This window comes from uncultured Pedobacter sp. (assembly GCF_913776295.1).
Taxonomy (GTDB): Bacteria; Bacteroidota; Bacteroidia; order Sphingobacteriales; family Sphingobacteriaceae; genus Pedobacter.
The window spans coordinates 87721-104504 of sequence record NZ_CAJYOJ010000013.1 but is presented as its reverse complement, the minus strand read 5'-3'; the positions used below and the strand labels follow the sequence as shown (position 1 = coordinate 104504).

Here is a 16784-nt window from a genome sequence, read left to right as displayed (position 1 = left end):
CGTTGTAATGTTATATTTGCTACAAGAAACATTTTTAAATCTTTAATCATAAACATTATGGCTTTTGAATTACCTGCGTTACATTACGCAACCGATGCATTAGAACCGCATATTGATAAAACTACCATGGAAATTCACCATGATAAACACCACCAGGCTTACGTTACCAACCTAAATAAAGCGTTAGAAGGAAAGCCGGAGGCGAATTCAAGCATCGAGGAAATTGTAAAAAACATTTCAAAATTCCCTGCTGCTGTTAGGAACAATGGTGGTGGACACTATAATCACTCCTTATTCTGGAATATTTTAGGTCCTAATAAAGGCGGTGAGCCAACTGGCGATTTAGCTAAAGCAATTAATGAAACTTTCGGTTCGTTTGCTGAGCTTAAAACTAAATTACAGGAAGCTGGCGCTACCCGTTTTGGTTCTGGCTGGGCCTGGTTATCTGTCGGTGCAGATAAAAAACTTCAGGTTTCCTCTACACCAAACCAGGATAATCCTTTGATGGATGTTGCTGAAGTAAAAGGCACACCAATTTTGGGTATTGATGTTTGGGAACACGCCTATTATTTAAAATATCAAAACAAACGCCCGGATTATTTAGCCGCAATCTGGAATGTAATTAACTGGGATGCAGTTGCTGAACTTTATAAAAAAGCGTTGTAAGCTCGCCTTCCATAAAAATTTAATAGAAAGTCCCGGTGCAGATCGGGACTTTCTTGTTTTAAGATAATTAAGTAACTTCGCATATTAAAATATTCGGAATGAAAAGGCTTGTAGTTTTATTTTTAATGATTGTTGGCGTAAATGTGCTGGTACGTGCACAACAGAATAAAATGCCTACCCCGGCAGAAATTGCACAAAAAAATGTTGATGATCTGGAAAAACGGCTAAAATTGAATGGTACGCAAAAAAGCGTCATTTATAGCTATACCTATAACCAGGCAAAAGAACAGGCCGACTTAATTAAAAGGCAACAGGCCGGTAACTCGCGCGAGGAGGATGTAGATAAATTTTATAAACTTCAGAATGAAACTTCAAAAAATATCCGCAATGTTTTAAGGCCAGAGCAACAAACCGAATACGATAAAATTGTGGAGGAGCGTTTAAGTGGCAAAGGATTAAAAGCTAAAAACAAGAAAAAGAAAAAGGGCGAAGAGGAAGAAGTGGAAAGCGATATCAAAGGATTATTATCTGCACCTCCGGTAGAAAAACAGAACCAGTAGATTTTTTTAATTATCTGAGCTTTTAGAAGATAATAATCCTGCTGCAACGGGTTATAAACTGGCGGGGCATTTAGATAAGGATCAAAAGTTAATTCACTAAATTTAAAAGATCTGTTTTGTTTAATCTAGGCACTTACCGGAGTGTCGTCACCCTGCTCCGATAGCCATCGGATTTATTTCAGGGTCTTTATAGCAAGAAAGATGCTGAACTAAATTCTGCATGACGGCAGAAGGGGAAAAAACTTCGCAAGAAGTTAAATCCCAACTACATCTTTCTTTTTTTTCTGCTTCATCGCTTTTGGAATAATAGTCAGGATCTCCTCTTTTAAGGCATTGAGCATCCGCTTTTTAATAAAGTTTTTATGGGTAACCAGGCTAATTTCACGCACGGGTTCAGGTGATTTAAAATGACGTACCTTACTGGTCTGCTTCGCATTTAGTTCTGCTATGGCCAGTTCGGGCAACAGCGTTGCACCCCCATTTAAATCAACCATACGTACCAGGGTTTCTACACTGCCTGTATTATACTCTAGCCCCTGCAGCCTGTTGTTTTTGGTGGAACGACAAATGTTTAATACCTGATTGCGCATACAATGGCCTTCATTTAAGAGCCAGATATTCTCATCGTGCAGATCTTCGGCATCCAGCGCTTTCTTTTTGTACAGTTTACTGTTTTTACTGATGTAACTGACAAAGTTTTCGTAATATAGTGGTGTTTCGGTAATGTTCGGATCGGTAAGTGGCGTGGCTAAAATACCGCAATCCAGCACACCGGTTTTCAGATGATGAATAATGTCCTCTGTGGTATATTCCCAGATTAAAAGTTTTAGTTCAGGGTATTTATCCAGCATGGCCGAAATCACCTCTGGCAATAAATATGGGGCAATGGTTGGGATCACCCCAATTTTCAGTTCGCCCATTACATCTTGCTGCTGGCTGCTGATCAACTCTTTAATTTTCCCGCTCTCCTGTAAGATAATTCTGGCCTGGGCAATAATCTGGGTACCAATTTCTGTCGGACTTACAGGTTGTTTGCTCCTGTCGAAAATTTTAACGCTAATTAATTCTTCCAGTTTTTGTACCTGCATACTTAAGGTAGGCTGGGTTACAAAACACTTTTCGGCAGCAGTTACGAAACTTCTATAGGTATCTACTGCGACAATATATTCGAGCTGGACTAAAGTCATATAGGTAAAATTGATTAATCAGTTCAAATATATCAATTTTAACTATAGTCGAAAACTGTTTGTGTTTATAATATCATTAAACTTGAATGATTTGAATTAAAATTTTCGATTAAAATGATCCATTTTAACAAAAGATTGAACAGCCATTTTAATCTGATTGATTTAATTTTGGGTAATTATACTATCACCAGCTTGGCATATTAATTAGTATTTTAGTTTCATGAACAGAGCCATTTTTCGCCTATATCTTTTTGTTGTTTTTCTTCTGCTAGCCTTTGCGGCAAATGCTCAGGATAAACTCCCAAATTGGGCACTTGGGCCATTTTCACGGCCAGAAAATGTTAATCCCATTATTTCGCCAAACATAGAAAGTGTTTTTATGGATCCCATACTCAAGAAAAAAATAGCCTGGGAGGCCGGCGATGTTTTCAATCCCGCTGCCGCTGTGCATAAAAACAAGATCTATGTTTTATACCGTAGTGAAGATCGTTCTGGTAATGGAATAGGCATGCGCACTTCCAGATTGGGAATTGCAGAAAGCAATGATGGCATTAATATGAAACGTAGTCCTGAACCGGTGTTCTACCCGGATGAGGATGAGCAGAAAGCAAACGAATGGCCGGGGGGGTGTGAAGACCCACGTATTGCTGTTACTGAAGAGGGCCTATATGTAATGTTCTATACGCAATGGAACCGCAATATCTTCCGCCTGGCTGTAGCCACTTCCAAAGATTTAAAACACTGGACCAAACATGGCCCCGCATTCAATAAGGCCTATAATGGCAAATTTAAGGATCTCAAATGCAAATCTGGTTCAATTGTGACGAAGTTAGAAAACGGTAAACAGATCATTGCCAAAATAAACGGTAAATATATGATGTACTGGGGCGAACGTTTCATGAATATTGCCATCTCAACCGACCTTGTTAACTGGGAGCCTACCTTAAACGATAAGAATGAACTGGATATGATTGTGAAGCCCCGACAACACTTTTTTGATAGCGATTTAACAGAATGTGGTCCGCCGGCAATTGTAACTGATCAAGGCATACTGGTGCTGTATAACGGCAAAAACAGGGGCGATGACAAGCGGGATACCAATTATGTAGCCAATACCTATTCTGCCGGGCAGGTTCTTTTTGATCTCAAACATCCTTCTAAAGTGATCGCGAGGCTGGATAAACCTTTTTTCGTGCCTACAGCTCCTTTCGAGAAAAGCGGACAATATCCTTCGGGCACCGTTTTTCTCGAAGGGTTGGTTTATTTTAAGAAGCAATGGTTTTTATATTATGGCTGTGCAGATAGCCATGTAGCAGTAGCCATTTATGATCCTGCTCCTCCAAAATAAGGCGCAAATCACAAGGGCGGGACGGTATGTTAAACGCCCTTGTAAATTCATTTAATATCTGCTTTCGAAATCCTGATAAGCCAGGGCGATCCCTTCTTTAAGCTCAATTTGATGTTTCCAGCCTAAACTATGGAGTTTACTCACATCCATTAATTTGCGTGGTGTGCCGTCTGGTTTAGTAGCATCGAATACCAGTTCCCCATCGAATCCCAAAACATCTTTGATCAGCAAAGCTAGGTCTTTAATGGTTAAATCGTGCCCGGTGCCAATATTGATCAGATGCGGTTCATTATAATTATGCATCAGGAAATAACAGGCATCAGCTAAATCGTCGGCAAATAAAAATTCGCGCATGGGTGAGCCAGAACCCCAAACCACAACTTCTTTTTCGTTGTTTACTTTTGCCTCATGCACCTTACGGATCAAAGCTGGTAAAACGTGCGAATTTTGAGGATGATAGTTATCCTTATAGCCATATAAATTGGTTGGCATTACGGAGATAAAATTACAGCCATATTGATCGCGATACGCATCGCACATTTTAATACCCGCAATTTTGGCAATGGCATAAGGCTCGTTCGTATGCTCTAATGTGCCGGTTAAAAGGTAATCTTCCTTTAAGGGTTGTGGAGCCATTTTAGGGTAAATGCAGCTAGAGCCCAAAAACATGAGTTTTTTAACGCTATTGACATACGCCTGGTGGATTACATTATTTTGTATCGCTAAATTTTCATAAAGGAAATCAGCTCTGTAAAGGTTGTTCGCTACAATACCACCAACCTTTGCTGCCGCAAGAAAAACATAATCCGGTTTTTCTTCAGCAAAAAAATCAGTAACTGCCTGCTGGTTGCGCAGGTCAAGCTCTGCTGAAGTTCTGGTAATGATATTTTCGTAACCTTCTTTTTGCAGTTTAAGGTAAATGGCCGAACCTACCATTCCACGATGGCCTGCAACATATATTTTCGCGTTTTTTTCCACGGTAATTTTTATAGGTTACAAAAATACAATTCCTAAATAAGATTGCCATCAATCTTTGAGGCAAAAGAAACTCCGGTTATTGATTTAATTGTATTTTTGCAGAAAAAAAACTTTTGGGTAAAGATAAACTTAGGCGTTTTGCTGAAATAGAAACATTTGCGAACGTATATCAATTAGAACAAGGAAAAGCTTTAAAGGGCAAGTGGGCTTCGGCACATTTTAAAAATACGAATCCCATTGTACTGGAACTGGCCTGTGGAAAAGGTGAATATTCGGTAAATCTGGCCAGGCTTTTTCCCGGTAAAAATTTTATTGGGGTAGATTATAAAGGTAACCGCATTTGGCGCGGAGCCAAAACGGCTATTGAAGATGGGATTGATAATGTTGCTTTTTTAAGGATCCAGATTGAAAACATATTGGACTACTTTAATGAAGGGGAGATCGACGAAATCTGGATCACCTTCCCTGATCCACAGCCACAAGATAGCAGGGAGAAAAAACGTTTAACCTTTCCGGCATTCCTGAACAGGTACAAATTGGTTTTAAAACCCGGAGGTAAAGTTAATCTGAAAACAGATAATGACCAGTTGTATGCCTACACCTGCGAAAAAGTGGCAGAATTGAATTTGCCTGTACATAAAAATACCGATCATCTGTATACTTCAGATCTGGTGGATGAGGTACTGTCGATCAAAACTTATTACGAGAAAAAATACCTGCTACACGATAAAAATATTAATTATATTCAATTTTCTTTTGAATAATGAACACCAGCTTTTACGAACAGGTTTATGAGATTGCCCGGTTGATTCCGAAAGGGAGGGTTACTTCTTATGGCGCTATCGCAAAAAGTTTAGGTGCGGCGAAATCATCAAGAATGGTGGGGCATGCCATGCGCTATGCCGGAACAGCCCATCCACGTGTGCCTGCACATCGGGTCGTAAATAGTAGTGGCCTGCTTACCGGAAAGTTTCATTTTAAGCCACCGGAGTTAATGGAAGAGCTGTTGAAAGAAGAAGGTGTTGAAGTGAAGAACGACAGGGTGCTGAACTTTAAAAAGGTATTTTGGAATCCGATGGAAGAAATTATAATATAACCGGTAAACTTCGTTTATAATCAGTAAGGGCAAAAATAATTAAAATCAATAAGCCAAAGCAGGCAAAGAAGATTTCGTCTGTTAAATTCCCTTTAAAAAGTGTAAATGCTAAAATAATGAGAATAGCACTAACGAAAAACTCAATAATACCGTGAAGTTTGATCGGAATGATTTTAAAGATACCTCCACTAAAATTGGTCATTACCGTTAATAAAAAATGAACGATACCCAACACGTAAGCGAGTGTTGAGGCAGTTGTAGAAAGGCCAAAGATATCGGGAGAAGCCAATAAAAGCATGATTAACAGGTAATCTAAAACCGCATGGAATTTTGAGGATATTATTTTCATAATCAAATGTTTATAGCCTGAACAAATAACAATTAAAAAAGATTTTTATAATATGGGAAAGCTTGTAGAAGAATTTAATCACTATCGTGAAAAAATGAACGATAGGATTATGGTAACGGCAAATACGAATATCAAACGTTTTTTTGCGCTCGATACTACCTCTTATGCTGATGGGGCTTTGGATGTTAAGACGAAAGAAATGTTGGGCCTGGTGGCCTCTATGGTTTTGCGTTGTGACGATTGCATCAAATACCACCTGGGCAAATGTTTCGATGCTGGTGTAAACCATGATGAAATGAACGAAATCTTCATGATCGCCAATCTTGTGGGTGGTAGCATCGTTATTCCGCATTACAGGAGGGCTGTGGAGTATTGGGATGAACTGAGTTCTAGTTCGGAGTCTTAAGTCCTAAGTCTATAGTCTTTTTCTCTTCCCAAATTATTATATTGGTAAAAAAATATGGGAAAGTTTAGAGAATTAATCGCTTATAAAAAAGGATTCGCTCTTTTGATGGACATCTTTAATTTGACGAAGGATTTCCCAAAGTCAGAGCAATACAGCTTGGTAGATCAGATGCGTAGATCTTCGAGGTCTGTTTGTAGCAGTATAGATGAAGCATACAAAAAGAGAAGATACCCTAATCATTTTATCAGTAAACTATCAGATGCGGATATGGAAAATGGTGAAACGCAGGTTTGGTTAGATATAGCGCTAGCCTGTAATTATATCACTGAAGAAAAATTCAATTATTTGGATGCTCAGTGTGAAGAAATAAGCAAATTATTAAATTTCATGATCAGCCATCCTTCAAAATTCGCTTAGTATGACTCACGACTCCGGACTCACGACTAAGGACTCAGTAATCCGCTGTAGCTGGGCTGGTTCCGATCCGCTTTATATTAAATACCATGATGAAGAGTGGGGAAAACCTGTTTATGATGATCGAATTTTATTCGAATTTTTAATCCTTGAAGGTGCGCAAGCTGGTTTAAGCTGGATTACCATTCTCAAAAGACGGGAGAACTACCGTAAAGCTTTTGCTGATTTCGATGTGAAAAAGGTTGCTGCTTTTACCGAAAAAGATGTAGAACGATTGATGGATGACGAAGGCATTATCCGTAACAGATTAAAGGTAAATAGCGCCATCTCAAATGCCAGGCTATTTATGGAAATCCAGGAGGAATTTGGGAGCTTTTCTAAATTTATATGGAGTTTTGTTCCACAAAGCAAGCCCATCCTAAATCACGTGGAGAAAATGGGCGATGTCCCGCCAAGAACAGAACTGTCCGACCAAATCAGTAAAAACATGAAGAAACGTGGCTTCAGGTTTTTTGGTACCACCATCTGTTATGCATTTATGCAGGCGACAGGTATGGTGAACGACCATTTGTTAAACTGTTGCGCAAGATAATGTTTGGCTCCTTTACACTATATACGGAAAGATTTTTATTGAGGCAGTTCTGCGCTAACGACCTGGCATTTGTTTTTAAAGGATTATCCCATCCAGATGTCATTCGTTATTATGGGGTAAGCTATACGAGCCTTGCCCACACCAAAGATCAACTTATATGGTTTGATGAAATTCAACGGAATGAAACAGGCATTTGGTGGGCAATATGTGATAAGGAGGGACCGACTTTGTTAGGCGGAATAGGACTTAATTATCTAAATAAATCAGATCAAAAGGCTGAGATCGGTTTCTGGCTGTTGCCAGAACATTGGGGAAAAGGAATCGTTAAAGAGGTAGCCAATCCCATCTGCAATTATGCCTTTGAGAATTTAGGTTTAAGAAAAATCGAGGCCATGGTTGAAATAGAAAATGAGAACAGCAAAAAGGTACTAAGAAAAATTGGTTTTGATTATCAGGAAACGCTAAAGGATTACGAAATTAAAAATGATGAGTCTATCAGTTTAGAAGTCTATGTAAAGCTTAAGGATAATGATATTACTTGAACGATTTTACCATCCCAAAACTTCATTAATCCTGGCTTTATTTCTTTGTCGCATTATATTCTTTTACCCATTCAATAACATCTCTGCTGTTAAAATTTGTTCCCGCTTCAACTTTTGCTTTTAAAGCTGGCTGATCCCCTATTTTCTGGAGCAGGATATTTTTGACCTCCAACTTTCTAGCATCTTCGGTTATCGCTTTCATTGGCACTTCCTGTAAAGGCCCTGCGCCAGGTTTTTCAATAAAATAGCGAACAACGGGTGCTCCTGCAGGTTTTTCGGGAACTGAGTTTCGCCCGCCGCCGATACTAATCCCTCCTCCCATGCCCATACCGCCAAAACCACCTGTTCCCGTTCCGATGCCAATTGATGGCCGGAATTTTACCTTTTTCTCTTTCACCTGCGGCACGAGTGTACCTCCGCCGAAGGAATAAAGATTAACTGTTCCCATTTCGATTACCTTTACAAAACGATATTCGAAATTACGGCCATTGGCAAATCCTTTGCTCACAAAGCTGTCGCCATTCCAGAAGAAGTTTTTTACATCCTTTGCTGGCAAAATTACGTCCGCTTCATCGTTGGCACTGATAAAAACGGAAAAATAATCAGTCCCTTTTATTGTTCCGCGGATGACATCATCGTTGTTTTTAACGATAAAATCCTGTGCAAAGAGCTGAGTTAAAGTAAATGAGAAAAGAAAGATAGAAAACAAGAATTTCATATTATCGATTGGCTTTCCACAAATAACGGAACTAAATTTCAAATCGTACTAATTCAGATTAATTTTGATGTTGCCCGTTTCTATATTTGGATGTTCCCTTTGAAAGATGTTAAACAATTCTTTCATTTTGTTTAAGGCATAAGCTTTAGAACCACTGATGTTTTTACCCATTGCATAAAATTTATTAATGATGTAAATCTTAAATAGATATTCTTTTATTTCTGGAGAGGCCTGCGTATCCGTCATGACTTTGGCTAAATTTTCCCGATCAACAAAATTAACCAGACCAGCATAAGAAGCAATATAGTTGGCAACTTTGTTTAGACTGTCCTGTTTTGTTTCAAAGGCATCTTTTGCTGCATTTATGTGCTCAATGGCTTTCAATTGTGTAGTAATTTCCCTCGCTAAAATCTCTTTGTTAAGTGCAATCAGCCCTTTAGGTATAAAGAAAGCAGAATCTAATTTGTAGGGATCAACAAAAAGAAATACGGTATCTTTTAAATCAGGATTTATTAAAGTATATCGATCTACAATCCCTGTAGCTGAATGTTCAGTCTTTCTTCTGTTAAAATCAATCTTTGAACCATCCGGCCAGCGGTAAGAATTTTCCAGTTTGGCCATTCTCATACTCAGATAACTTTTATTCGCTAGATTTTTAAATGCACCGGTACCTATTGGTCGGTCTATCGATGCACCATAGCCATCGTCATTACCTTTCATGTTTTCGAAAGTAATGTAGTTAACCAAAGTATCAGCTGGAAGCTGGGCTTTAACCCATCCTGTAATCAGGCAAAAGATTAATGTACAAAATATTTTCATAGCGCGTTTTATTTAATGATGATGAAAGTTAAAGAATTCAATAAATTAATTTAATTTTTTTGTTGATAAAGCATTTTAGCGATATGATTATCTTTCTTTACTTTTATCATCCGGTAAGTACATGTAAATGGGCTATCGGTGCAATCATTTAATCAGTGAAATCATAATATGAAAAAACTCTTTCTCCTCGACGGTATGGCGCTTATGTACAGAGCGCATTTTGCACTCAGTAAAAATCCGCGTTTTACCTCAACAGGCATCAATACATCTGCAGTGATGGGCTTTACCAATACCTTGTTGGATGTGTTGAAGAAAGAAAAACCGACGCATATTGCCGTAGTTTTTGATACAGATGCCCCAACCGAAAGGCATACTTCTTTCGAAGCCTATAAAGCACACCGCCAGGCCATGCCTGAAGACCTGGCTGCAGCAATGCCTTATGTGCTTAAATTAATTACAGGTTTCAACATTCCGGTAATTACTTCTGATGGTTACGAAGCTGATGATATTATAGGTACACTGGCTAAAAAAGCGGAACAAAAAGGTTATCAGGTATATTGTATGACGCCTGATAAGGATTTTGCCCAGTTGGTTTCTGAAAATATTTTTATTTACAAGCCGGCCCGTATGGGCAACGATATGGAAATATTGGGTGTAAAGGAAGTATTGGCTAAATGGGAGGTTGAAAATGTGTTACAGGTAATTGATATTTTGGGTTTATGGGGCGATGCCGTAGATAATATCCCGGGTATTCCGGGGATTGGAGAGAAAACTGCAAAAGCCTTGATCAAGCAATATGGCTCTATGGAGAATATTATTGCAAACTCCCATGAGCTAAAAGGAAAACAACGCGAAAACGTCGAAAATTTTGCAGAACAGGGATTAATTTCCAAAAAACTAGCCACTATTCTATTGGATGTTCCGGTTGAACTGGATGAAGCCAGTTTGGAACTTTGCGATCCGAGCCGCGATTTGTTAGAGCCTTTGTTTACCGAATTGGAATTCAGGACTTTAGGGCGAAGGGTGTTTGGTGATGAATTTTCGGTAACTACAGCCCGCTTTCAGGAAGGTACTCAAACCGATCTGTTTGGCAATCAATCTGGCGAAGCCATACAGTATACCAATACGCTGGAGGAAGAAGAACCGGCAGAAAAATTACCAGCTAAAACCATTGAAAATACGGAACATGATTACCAATTGGTTGAGTCTGCCGAACAACGTGCCGACCTGATTAAATTGTTGCTGGCTGAAAAACGGATCTCTTTTGACACCGAAACGACTGGTACCGATGCAAACCTGGCCGATTTGGTGGGTTTATCATTCTCTATTAAGCCTGGAACAGGTTATTATATCCCGGTTCCGGCAGAAAGAGCAGCGGCACAGTTAATTGTTGATGAATTTAGAGTGGTATTGGAAAATGAGGATATCGAGAAAATCGGTCAGAATACCAAATACGATATCCTGGTATTAAAATGGTATGGCGTAGAAGTAAAAGGAAAGCTTTTTGATACCATGCTGGCGCATTACCTGATTGATCCTGATACCCGCCATGGAATGGACGTGCTGTCGGAAAACTATCTTGGTTATTCACCTATCTCGATTACCAAACTCATTGGGGCGAAAGGTAAAAATCAGCTTACGATGCGTGATGTTCCTGTGGTAGATGTGGTAGATTACGCTGCTGAAGATGCCGATGTAACTTTGCAGTTGGCACACATCTTTGAACCCAAATTAAAAGAATTAAATGCAGCCAAACTTGCCGAAGAAATTGAAAATCCTTTGGTTTATGTATTGGCAGATATAGAGAAAGAGGGCGTTCGGATTGACATTGAAACCTTACAGGCCTATTCTAAAGAGCTGGAGACTGAGATTATCAAATTCGAACAAAATGTATATGACAAAGCTGGAATTAAATTTAACCTGGCTTCACCGAAACAGTTAGGGGAGGTTTTATTTGATAAACTTCAGCTTGATCCGAAAGCAAAAAAAACAAAAACCGGTCAGTACCAAACCGGAGAAGATATTTTAACGGCCCTGGCCAGTAAAAGCGATATTGTTCAGGATATTTTAGATTTCCGGCAGTTACAGAAACTTAAATCAACCTATGTGGATGCATTGCCCCTTATGGTTAATCCTAAAACCGGTAGGGTACACACTTCTTATAATCAGGCTGTTGCGGCAACCGGTAGATTGAGTTCCAATAATCCTAATTTACAGAATATCCCGATCCGCACGGAACGGGGAAGAGAAGTACGTAAAGCCTTTATTGCAAGGGATGAAAACCATATTTTGTTATCAGCCGATTATTCACAGATAGAACTGCGCATTATTGCTGAAATAAGCAAAGAAGAAAACATGCTTGATGCTTTTAGCAAAGGGATTGATATCCACACGGCAACAGCAGCCAAAGTATATGGCGTTAGTATTGAGGAAGTGGATGGAACACAACGTAGAAATGCCAAAGCAGTAAACTTTGGAATCATTTATGGTCAATCTGCCTTTGGTTTATCACAGAACCTGGGTATTCCGCGTAAAGAAGCAGCTGAAATTATTGAACAGTATTTTGCACAATATCCTGGTATTAAGCGTTACATGAGCGATACCATGAATTTTGCAAGAGAGAACGGATACGTAGAAACCATAATGGGCAGACGACGTTATTTAAGAGACATCAATTCGGCCAACCAAACCGTAAGGGGGTTCGCTGAACGAAATGCCATCAACGCGCCTATACAGGGTTCTGCAGCTGACATGATCAAGATTGCCATGATCAATATCCACCATGAGATGAAAGCGCAAAAATTGCAATCAACCATGACCATGCAGGTACATGACGAGTTGGTTTTTGATGTACTGAAATCAGAAAAAGAAGCAATGAAAGCCATTATCCAGGATAAAATGGCCAATGCTATTAAATTAAAGGTACCGATTGTGGTAGAAATTGGGGAGGGCGAAAACTGGCTGGCTGCACATTAAAAGATAGGATTTGATTGCTTCAGCATTCTAAAAATAAAAATGTTCATTATCTTCATTAAAACTTCATATCGATTCAGGAATTTTATATCAACAAAATAAACGAGTAAAATAAAAAATCAGAAATTATGAAACCTCTGAGTGAAACGAAGAAGCTTCATAACAGTTAAAAAAATCTAAAAATTATGAAAAAGTTATTGAGTTTAATCGCAATCGCAGCATTTGGTTTAACAACAGCATTTGCTCAAACACCAGCAACAGCCACTCCGGCTAAAGCTAAAAACGTTGTAAAAAAAGAAGTAAAAACTACAACAGCACCAGTTAAAGCAGGTGCAAAACAAGAAGCTAAAAAAGTAGAAACTAAAACCACTACTACAGCTGCTAAAGTAAAAGCAGATGGTACGCCAGATATGCGTTTTAAAGAAAATAAAGCTAAAGCAGTAACCAAAGTTGCTGGTCCGACAAAAAAAGATGGTACAGCTGATATGCGTTATAAAGCAAACAAAGCTGCCGCTAAAAAAAATTAGGTTCAGGTTTATAATTTGAAAGGGTCTTCGGTAAATTGGAGGCCCTTTTTTGTTTTCAGGCCACATGGATTACTTTCTAAGCTTGCACGCCGCAAAAAAAAATCGTCCCGACCGGAACGCAGTGTAGCGCCTGCCCGTACAGGCGGGGAGAGATCTACCTCGAGATAGATCTCTCCATTTCGTTGCACTTCAGTCGAAATGACGGTTCTTTCGTTGATTGTGATTTTCTATCACTACCGTTCGAACTGCAGATTTATAATCCGCATTAAATTACACACTTATCGTTTCACCAATCGCTGGTAATAGCAAGGTTTTCTTTTCGCGTGCAAATTTATCTAACGCCGTCTGGGTATCAATTTCTATTACAGGGAAAGTATTATAATGAACGCCGATTACCTTATCGCAATCGAAATATTTAGTTGCAATCAAGGCATCATCAACATCCATGGTATAATTTCCACCTATTGGTAAAATGGCATAATCCAGGTTATAAATATCAGCTAAAACTTTCATCTCAATGGTTAAACCCGTATCACCCGCAAAATAAATTTGCTTGCCATCTACTTCAAGTACAAAACCAGCAGGGTTTCCGCCATAACTTCCATCAGGTAAGCTGGATGAATGGGTGGCAGGTACCATGCGTACGGTTCCCCAATCAAAAGTGAACTTACCGAAGTTCATTCCATGCACTTTCTCTACACCCTGTTTCGAAATCCAATCAATAATCTCTGGCATCGCAATAACGGTAGCCTGAGTTTGTTTAGCCAATTCAACCAGGTCTGCAACGTGGTCGGCATGGCCATGGCTTACCAAAATATAATCAGCTTCAATCGCTTTAATATCGATGTTTTTTGCTAATGGATTGTGTGATATAAACGGATCAAACAATAGTTTTTTACCAGCTGTTTCCAATAGGAAACACGATTGGCCATAATAGGTATATTTCATATTTTTATATCAAGTAGGTTGACTTAAGTATCAAGATTAAATTTGATGAAATATTATTGGCCAAACATGCCGCCCAAGCCACCCAGCATATCCTGTGCTGAGGCCTGCATTTCGGCTGCACTTACCTGTTCGGCACTTGCCATCGCTTTATTGATAGCGGTGAGCAACAGCTCTTCCAATTCTTCTTTATCAGCGCCTTTTAAAAAATCTTCATCAATGGCTATCCCGGTTATGGTTTTGTTTGCCGTTGCCGTAATTTTGATGGCTCCATTTTCAACTTCGCCATAAACCGAGATGGTATCCAGGCGTTTTTTAATTTCTTCGGCTTTTTGTTGTGCCGCAAATAATTTATCGAACATAATCGTTTTTTGTAAATGAAACTAAATCCGGCCCAAAATCGTATTGGCTTCATCAAGGAAGCGCGCAATCTTTTTAGTGCCTATAAAGCTTTTAAGGTTTAACGTGATGGTTTTGTTTTTAGCAGGCAAAAAAATCTCTGCCCTAACTTCTGTACCCGAATAAATAAAATTAGTAGTTTTACGGATCACCTGAAAACGGATCAGGTCATCAAAAGGATATTCTTTATTAAACCGGCCGGCGAAGGTTGAGCGGATCATCTTCCTCTGGTTCCTATCAAAATGGATATTGGAGGTGGCAGCGAAAAGAAGTGCTAAGCCGATTAGCGCCGGAAAATACGTAATCAGTATTTTTTGAAGGGATCCTTTCTCTGAAAGAAAATCCGGACTAAACAATATGGCAACTGTAGCACCGATGAAAATTAATCCAAAAATAAAACTTCCGATCTTGTTATCGCGCAATAGGTATACACCACCTTGTTCTTTAAAAAACCTAAAGTCATAAATGGTCTGTTTCGGAACTATAGGTGCATTAACAAACACCAGTTCATCAATTTTTGGCAATACTTCTTGCTGAAAGGCAATTAGATTGGGATCTGTTTCTTTGCTATACCCTGCAGAAACCAGTACGCCTCTGCCGTGCCGGTTACTTTTTTTAAACAGTCTGTAATTGAAGCCGCTACCTAATACTTCGTAAGGTTCAACTGAAGCGATATCATCAAAGGGAATTGATCCGACCGGTAAAAATGCAATCCTTTTATATAAAACTCTGCTGTTCCCATCGAAAATTAGTTTAGATTTTGCAACAAACATCAGCATTAAGGGAATGAACAGAAAGAAGGCGTAATATCCGAAGGTAAACCCTGCGGAATAACCTTGCATTGATTTCGATAAAAAGAAAATGAATGCTGCGATAAGTACAAGGAAGATGATGCCAACAATCCTTAAGTTCCTTTTAGGATAGATGGTTAATGTTTCCGGTTCGATTATCCATTTTGTTTTTGCCATAAATCTAATCTTCGTCTGAGCCTGGCAAACTGCCGTTGCCATGGTATGCACCTTTACGTATAATTGGCATATTTAAATGCTTGTAAAGATCATCCAAATGCATTAAGCTGCCATTTGTTAAGTTGCCTAAAAATATAACGATAATATTTTTGCTTAAGTCTCTTACATAAATATGGCGGAAACCATGCCACCAACCCGTATGGTATACCACTTTGTCCATATTCTCGCCATCGAACATTCGCCAGCCATAACCATAGTTAAAATGGCCATTTACTGGCTTATTGCGACCTAAATAAGCAGAATCGAGGCTTTTTTTAGTCAATAATCTGCCATTTTTTAAATATTTATCAAATAATACCAAATCATGTACGGTACTATAAATGCCTTTATCGCCAACGGGGCCATCCAAAAAGTTCTGCGCTACAGAATAGCGCCAGGTGCGGTCGTGGCCAACTACATCAACCGGGATTTTTTCATATTCTGTTGTGCTGTATACGTGTGTATGTTTTAACCCGGCTGGTTTAAATACATGTTCCATCATATATTGAGAGTAACGCTGTCCGGTTACTTTTTCAATAATGGCACCCAGTACCATAAAATTCGAATTATTATAATGAAATCGGTTATCGGGTTTGGTATACGGATTAGGTTTGCGCTCCGCAATAACGTTCATTACCTCCTGGTTAGTTACGCCTTTTTTCATGTTGCGTTTTTCTTTACGCCAGATATCATCTATAAAATAAACGTAGTTCATCATACCGCTACGGTGCGAAAGTAACAGCTTTACCGTAATGCCATCGTAAGGGAAATTAGGATAGAACTTTTTTACGTCATCGTTTAAAGAAAGTTTCCCGGCTTCTACCAGCTGCATAATAGCTGTACCGGTAAATGTCTTGGTAATGGATGCCAGTTCAAACTCCGAATTGATCTTTAAGCTATCGCGATGGAGGTAATCGGCCCAGCCGATTGCTTTTTCATAAAGAATTTTTCCATCTTTCGCCACCAGCATATTTCCGTTAAAACCGTATTTTTTATGGAGATTGTCAACAAAATCAGCAATCCATTTGTCGCCTTTTTGGGGATTATATACTAATAAAAGGCTGTCCGCCTTATCATCTTCTTTGGTACGGACTTTTTTATCAGCTTCCTTTTTTTCTTCAGATTTTTTACCGGAGCAGGCAGTTAGTAAAGTTGCGGAGAGGGCTAATGCTGAACATATATATCGAAAATTCATTTATACTAGGGATAGTGTATTTAAAACCCGAAAATTAAAGAATTTTAGACGGTTGCAACAAAA

The 16784-nt window shown here is 39.0% G+C and carries 20 protein-coding genes; 11 read left to right on the top strand and 9 right to left on the bottom strand.

What is annotated here, in order from left to right:
• Positions 1 to 57 precede the first annotated feature (57 nt).
• Positions 58 to 666 (top strand): superoxide dismutase, encoded by a 609-nt coding sequence (locus tag QZ738_RS02795; RefSeq protein ID WP_293784234.1) that lies wholly within the window; start codon positions 58 to 60, stop codon positions 664 to 666.
• A 98-nt stretch (positions 667 to 764) separates the two neighbouring features.
• Positions 765 to 1226, top strand: coding sequence for a hypothetical protein (locus QZ738_RS02790; protein WP_293784231.1), 462 nt, complete (start codon positions 765 to 767; stop codon positions 1224 to 1226).
• Positions 1227 to 1480: 254 nt separating this feature from the next.
• Here the strand turns inward: QZ738_RS02790 and QZ738_RS02785 are convergent, their stop codons facing one another.
• Complete coding sequence (locus QZ738_RS02785) at positions 1481 to 2413, bottom strand: hydrogen peroxide-inducible genes activator (protein WP_293784228.1); 933 nt, start codon at positions 2411 to 2413, stop codon at positions 1481 to 1483.
• Between the two features lie 220 nt (positions 2414 to 2633).
• Between QZ738_RS02785 and QZ738_RS02780 the strand changes: the two genes are divergently transcribed.
• Positions 2634 to 3761, top strand: a complete 1128-nt coding sequence (locus QZ738_RS02780; protein ID WP_293784226.1) for a glycoside hydrolase family 130 protein — start codon at positions 2634 to 2636, stop codon at positions 3759 to 3761.
• Positions 3762 to 3812: 51 nt separating this feature from the next.
• Here QZ738_RS02780 and QZ738_RS02775 read toward each other — a convergent pair whose 3' ends face one another.
• Complete coding sequence (locus tag QZ738_RS02775; RefSeq protein ID WP_293784224.1) at positions 3813 to 4739, bottom strand: GDP-L-fucose synthase; 927 nt, start codon at positions 4737 to 4739, stop codon at positions 3813 to 3815.
• Between the two features lie 113 nt (positions 4740 to 4852).
• Here QZ738_RS02775 and trmB point away from each other — a divergent pair, with 113 nt between their 5' ends.
• Entirely contained in the window at positions 4853 to 5503 is a 651-nt protein-coding gene (gene trmB, locus QZ738_RS02770; protein WP_293784222.1) for a tRNA (guanosine(46)-N7)-methyltransferase TrmB, read from the top strand.
• Positions 5503 to 5835 carry an MGMT family protein gene (locus QZ738_RS02765; protein WP_293784219.1) on the top strand — a complete coding sequence of 111 codons (333 nt, stop codon included), beginning with the start codon at positions 5503 to 5505 and terminating at the stop codon, positions 5833 to 5835. Before trmB ends, QZ738_RS02765 begins: the two co-directional genes overlap by 1 nt.
• Here QZ738_RS02765 and QZ738_RS02760 read toward each other — a convergent pair.
• Positions 5825 to 6184 (bottom strand): hypothetical protein, encoded by a 360-nt coding sequence (locus QZ738_RS02760; protein ID WP_293784216.1) that lies wholly within the window; start codon positions 6182 to 6184, stop codon positions 5825 to 5827. The genes QZ738_RS02765 and QZ738_RS02760 overlap by 11 nt on opposite strands.
• 52 nt (positions 6185 to 6236) lie before the next feature.
• On the opposite strand from QZ738_RS02760, the gene QZ738_RS02755 reads away from it, so the two are divergent.
• From QZ738_RS02755 to QZ738_RS02740, 4 genes are read left to right on the top strand one after another with little or no spacing between them, the layout of a single operon-like run.
• Complete coding sequence (locus tag QZ738_RS02755) at positions 6237 to 6590, top strand: carboxymuconolactone decarboxylase family protein (protein ID WP_293784213.1); 354 nt, start codon at positions 6237 to 6239, stop codon at positions 6588 to 6590.
• 54 nt (positions 6591 to 6644) lie between these two features.
• A complete protein-coding gene (locus QZ738_RS02750; protein ID WP_293784211.1) occupies positions 6645 to 7007 on the top strand; it encodes a four helix bundle protein in 363 nt (120 codons plus the stop codon).
• A gap of 1 nt (position 7008) precedes the next feature.
• Positions 7009 to 7596, top strand: a complete 588-nt coding sequence (locus tag QZ738_RS02745) for a DNA-3-methyladenine glycosylase I (protein ID WP_293784208.1) — start codon at positions 7009 to 7011, stop codon at positions 7594 to 7596.
• Entirely contained in the window at positions 7596 to 8138 is a 543-nt protein-coding gene (locus QZ738_RS02740) for a GNAT family N-acetyltransferase (protein ID WP_293784205.1), read from the top strand. The genes QZ738_RS02745 and QZ738_RS02740 overlap by 1 nt, the downstream gene beginning before the upstream one ends.
• Before the next feature lie 37 nt (positions 8139 to 8175).
• Here QZ738_RS02740 and QZ738_RS02735 read toward each other — a convergent pair whose 3' ends face one another.
• Together QZ738_RS02735 and QZ738_RS02730 are read right to left on the bottom strand one after the other, a co-directional pair.
• Positions 8176 to 8856: a hypothetical protein gene (locus QZ738_RS02735; RefSeq protein WP_293784202.1), complete on the bottom strand. Its 681-nt coding sequence runs from the start codon at positions 8854 to 8856 to the stop codon at positions 8176 to 8178.
• 48 nt (positions 8857 to 8904) lie between these two features.
• Positions 8905 to 9675, bottom strand: coding sequence for a hypothetical protein (locus QZ738_RS02730; protein WP_293784199.1), 771 nt, complete (start codon positions 9673 to 9675; stop codon positions 8905 to 8907).
• Positions 9676 to 9843: 168 nt separating this feature from the next.
• On the opposite strand from QZ738_RS02730, the gene polA reads away from it, so the two are divergent.
• Both polA and QZ738_RS02720 read left to right on the top strand, forming a co-directional pair.
• The gene (gene polA / locus QZ738_RS02725) at positions 9844 to 12651 is read left to right on the top strand and encodes a DNA polymerase I (protein ID WP_293784196.1); all 2808 of its coding nucleotides are present in this window, start codon (positions 9844 to 9846) and stop codon (positions 12649 to 12651) included.
• Positions 12652 to 12833: 182 nt separating this feature from the next.
• On the top strand, positions 12834 to 13175 hold the full coding sequence (locus QZ738_RS02720; RefSeq protein WP_293784193.1) for a hypothetical protein: 342 nt from the start codon (positions 12834 to 12836) through the stop codon (positions 13173 to 13175).
• Between the two features lie 270 nt (positions 13176 to 13445).
• On the opposite strand, the gene QZ738_RS02715 is transcribed toward QZ738_RS02720, so the two are convergent.
• Genes QZ738_RS02715 through QZ738_RS02700 form a run of 4 tightly spaced genes read right to left on the bottom strand, consistent with a single transcriptional unit; the run spans position 13446 to position 16721 of the window.
• Complete coding sequence (locus QZ738_RS02715) at positions 13446 to 14123, bottom strand: metal-dependent hydrolase (RefSeq protein ID WP_293784191.1); 678 nt, start codon at positions 14121 to 14123, stop codon at positions 13446 to 13448.
• Between the two features lie 53 nt (positions 14124 to 14176).
• The gene (locus QZ738_RS02710; protein ID WP_293784189.1) at positions 14177 to 14482 is read right to left on the bottom strand and encodes a YbaB/EbfC family nucleoid-associated protein; all 306 of its coding nucleotides are present in this window, start codon (positions 14480 to 14482) and stop codon (positions 14177 to 14179) included.
• A 21-nt stretch (positions 14483 to 14503) separates the two neighbouring features.
• Positions 14504 to 15487, bottom strand: coding sequence for a hypothetical protein (locus QZ738_RS02705; RefSeq protein WP_293784187.1), 984 nt, complete (start codon positions 15485 to 15487; stop codon positions 14504 to 14506).
• 4 nt (positions 15488 to 15491) lie between these two features.
• Entirely contained in the window at positions 15492 to 16721 is a 1230-nt protein-coding gene (locus QZ738_RS02700) for a serine hydrolase (protein ID WP_293784185.1), read from the bottom strand.
• Between the last annotated feature and the right edge of the window lie 63 nt (positions 16722 to 16784).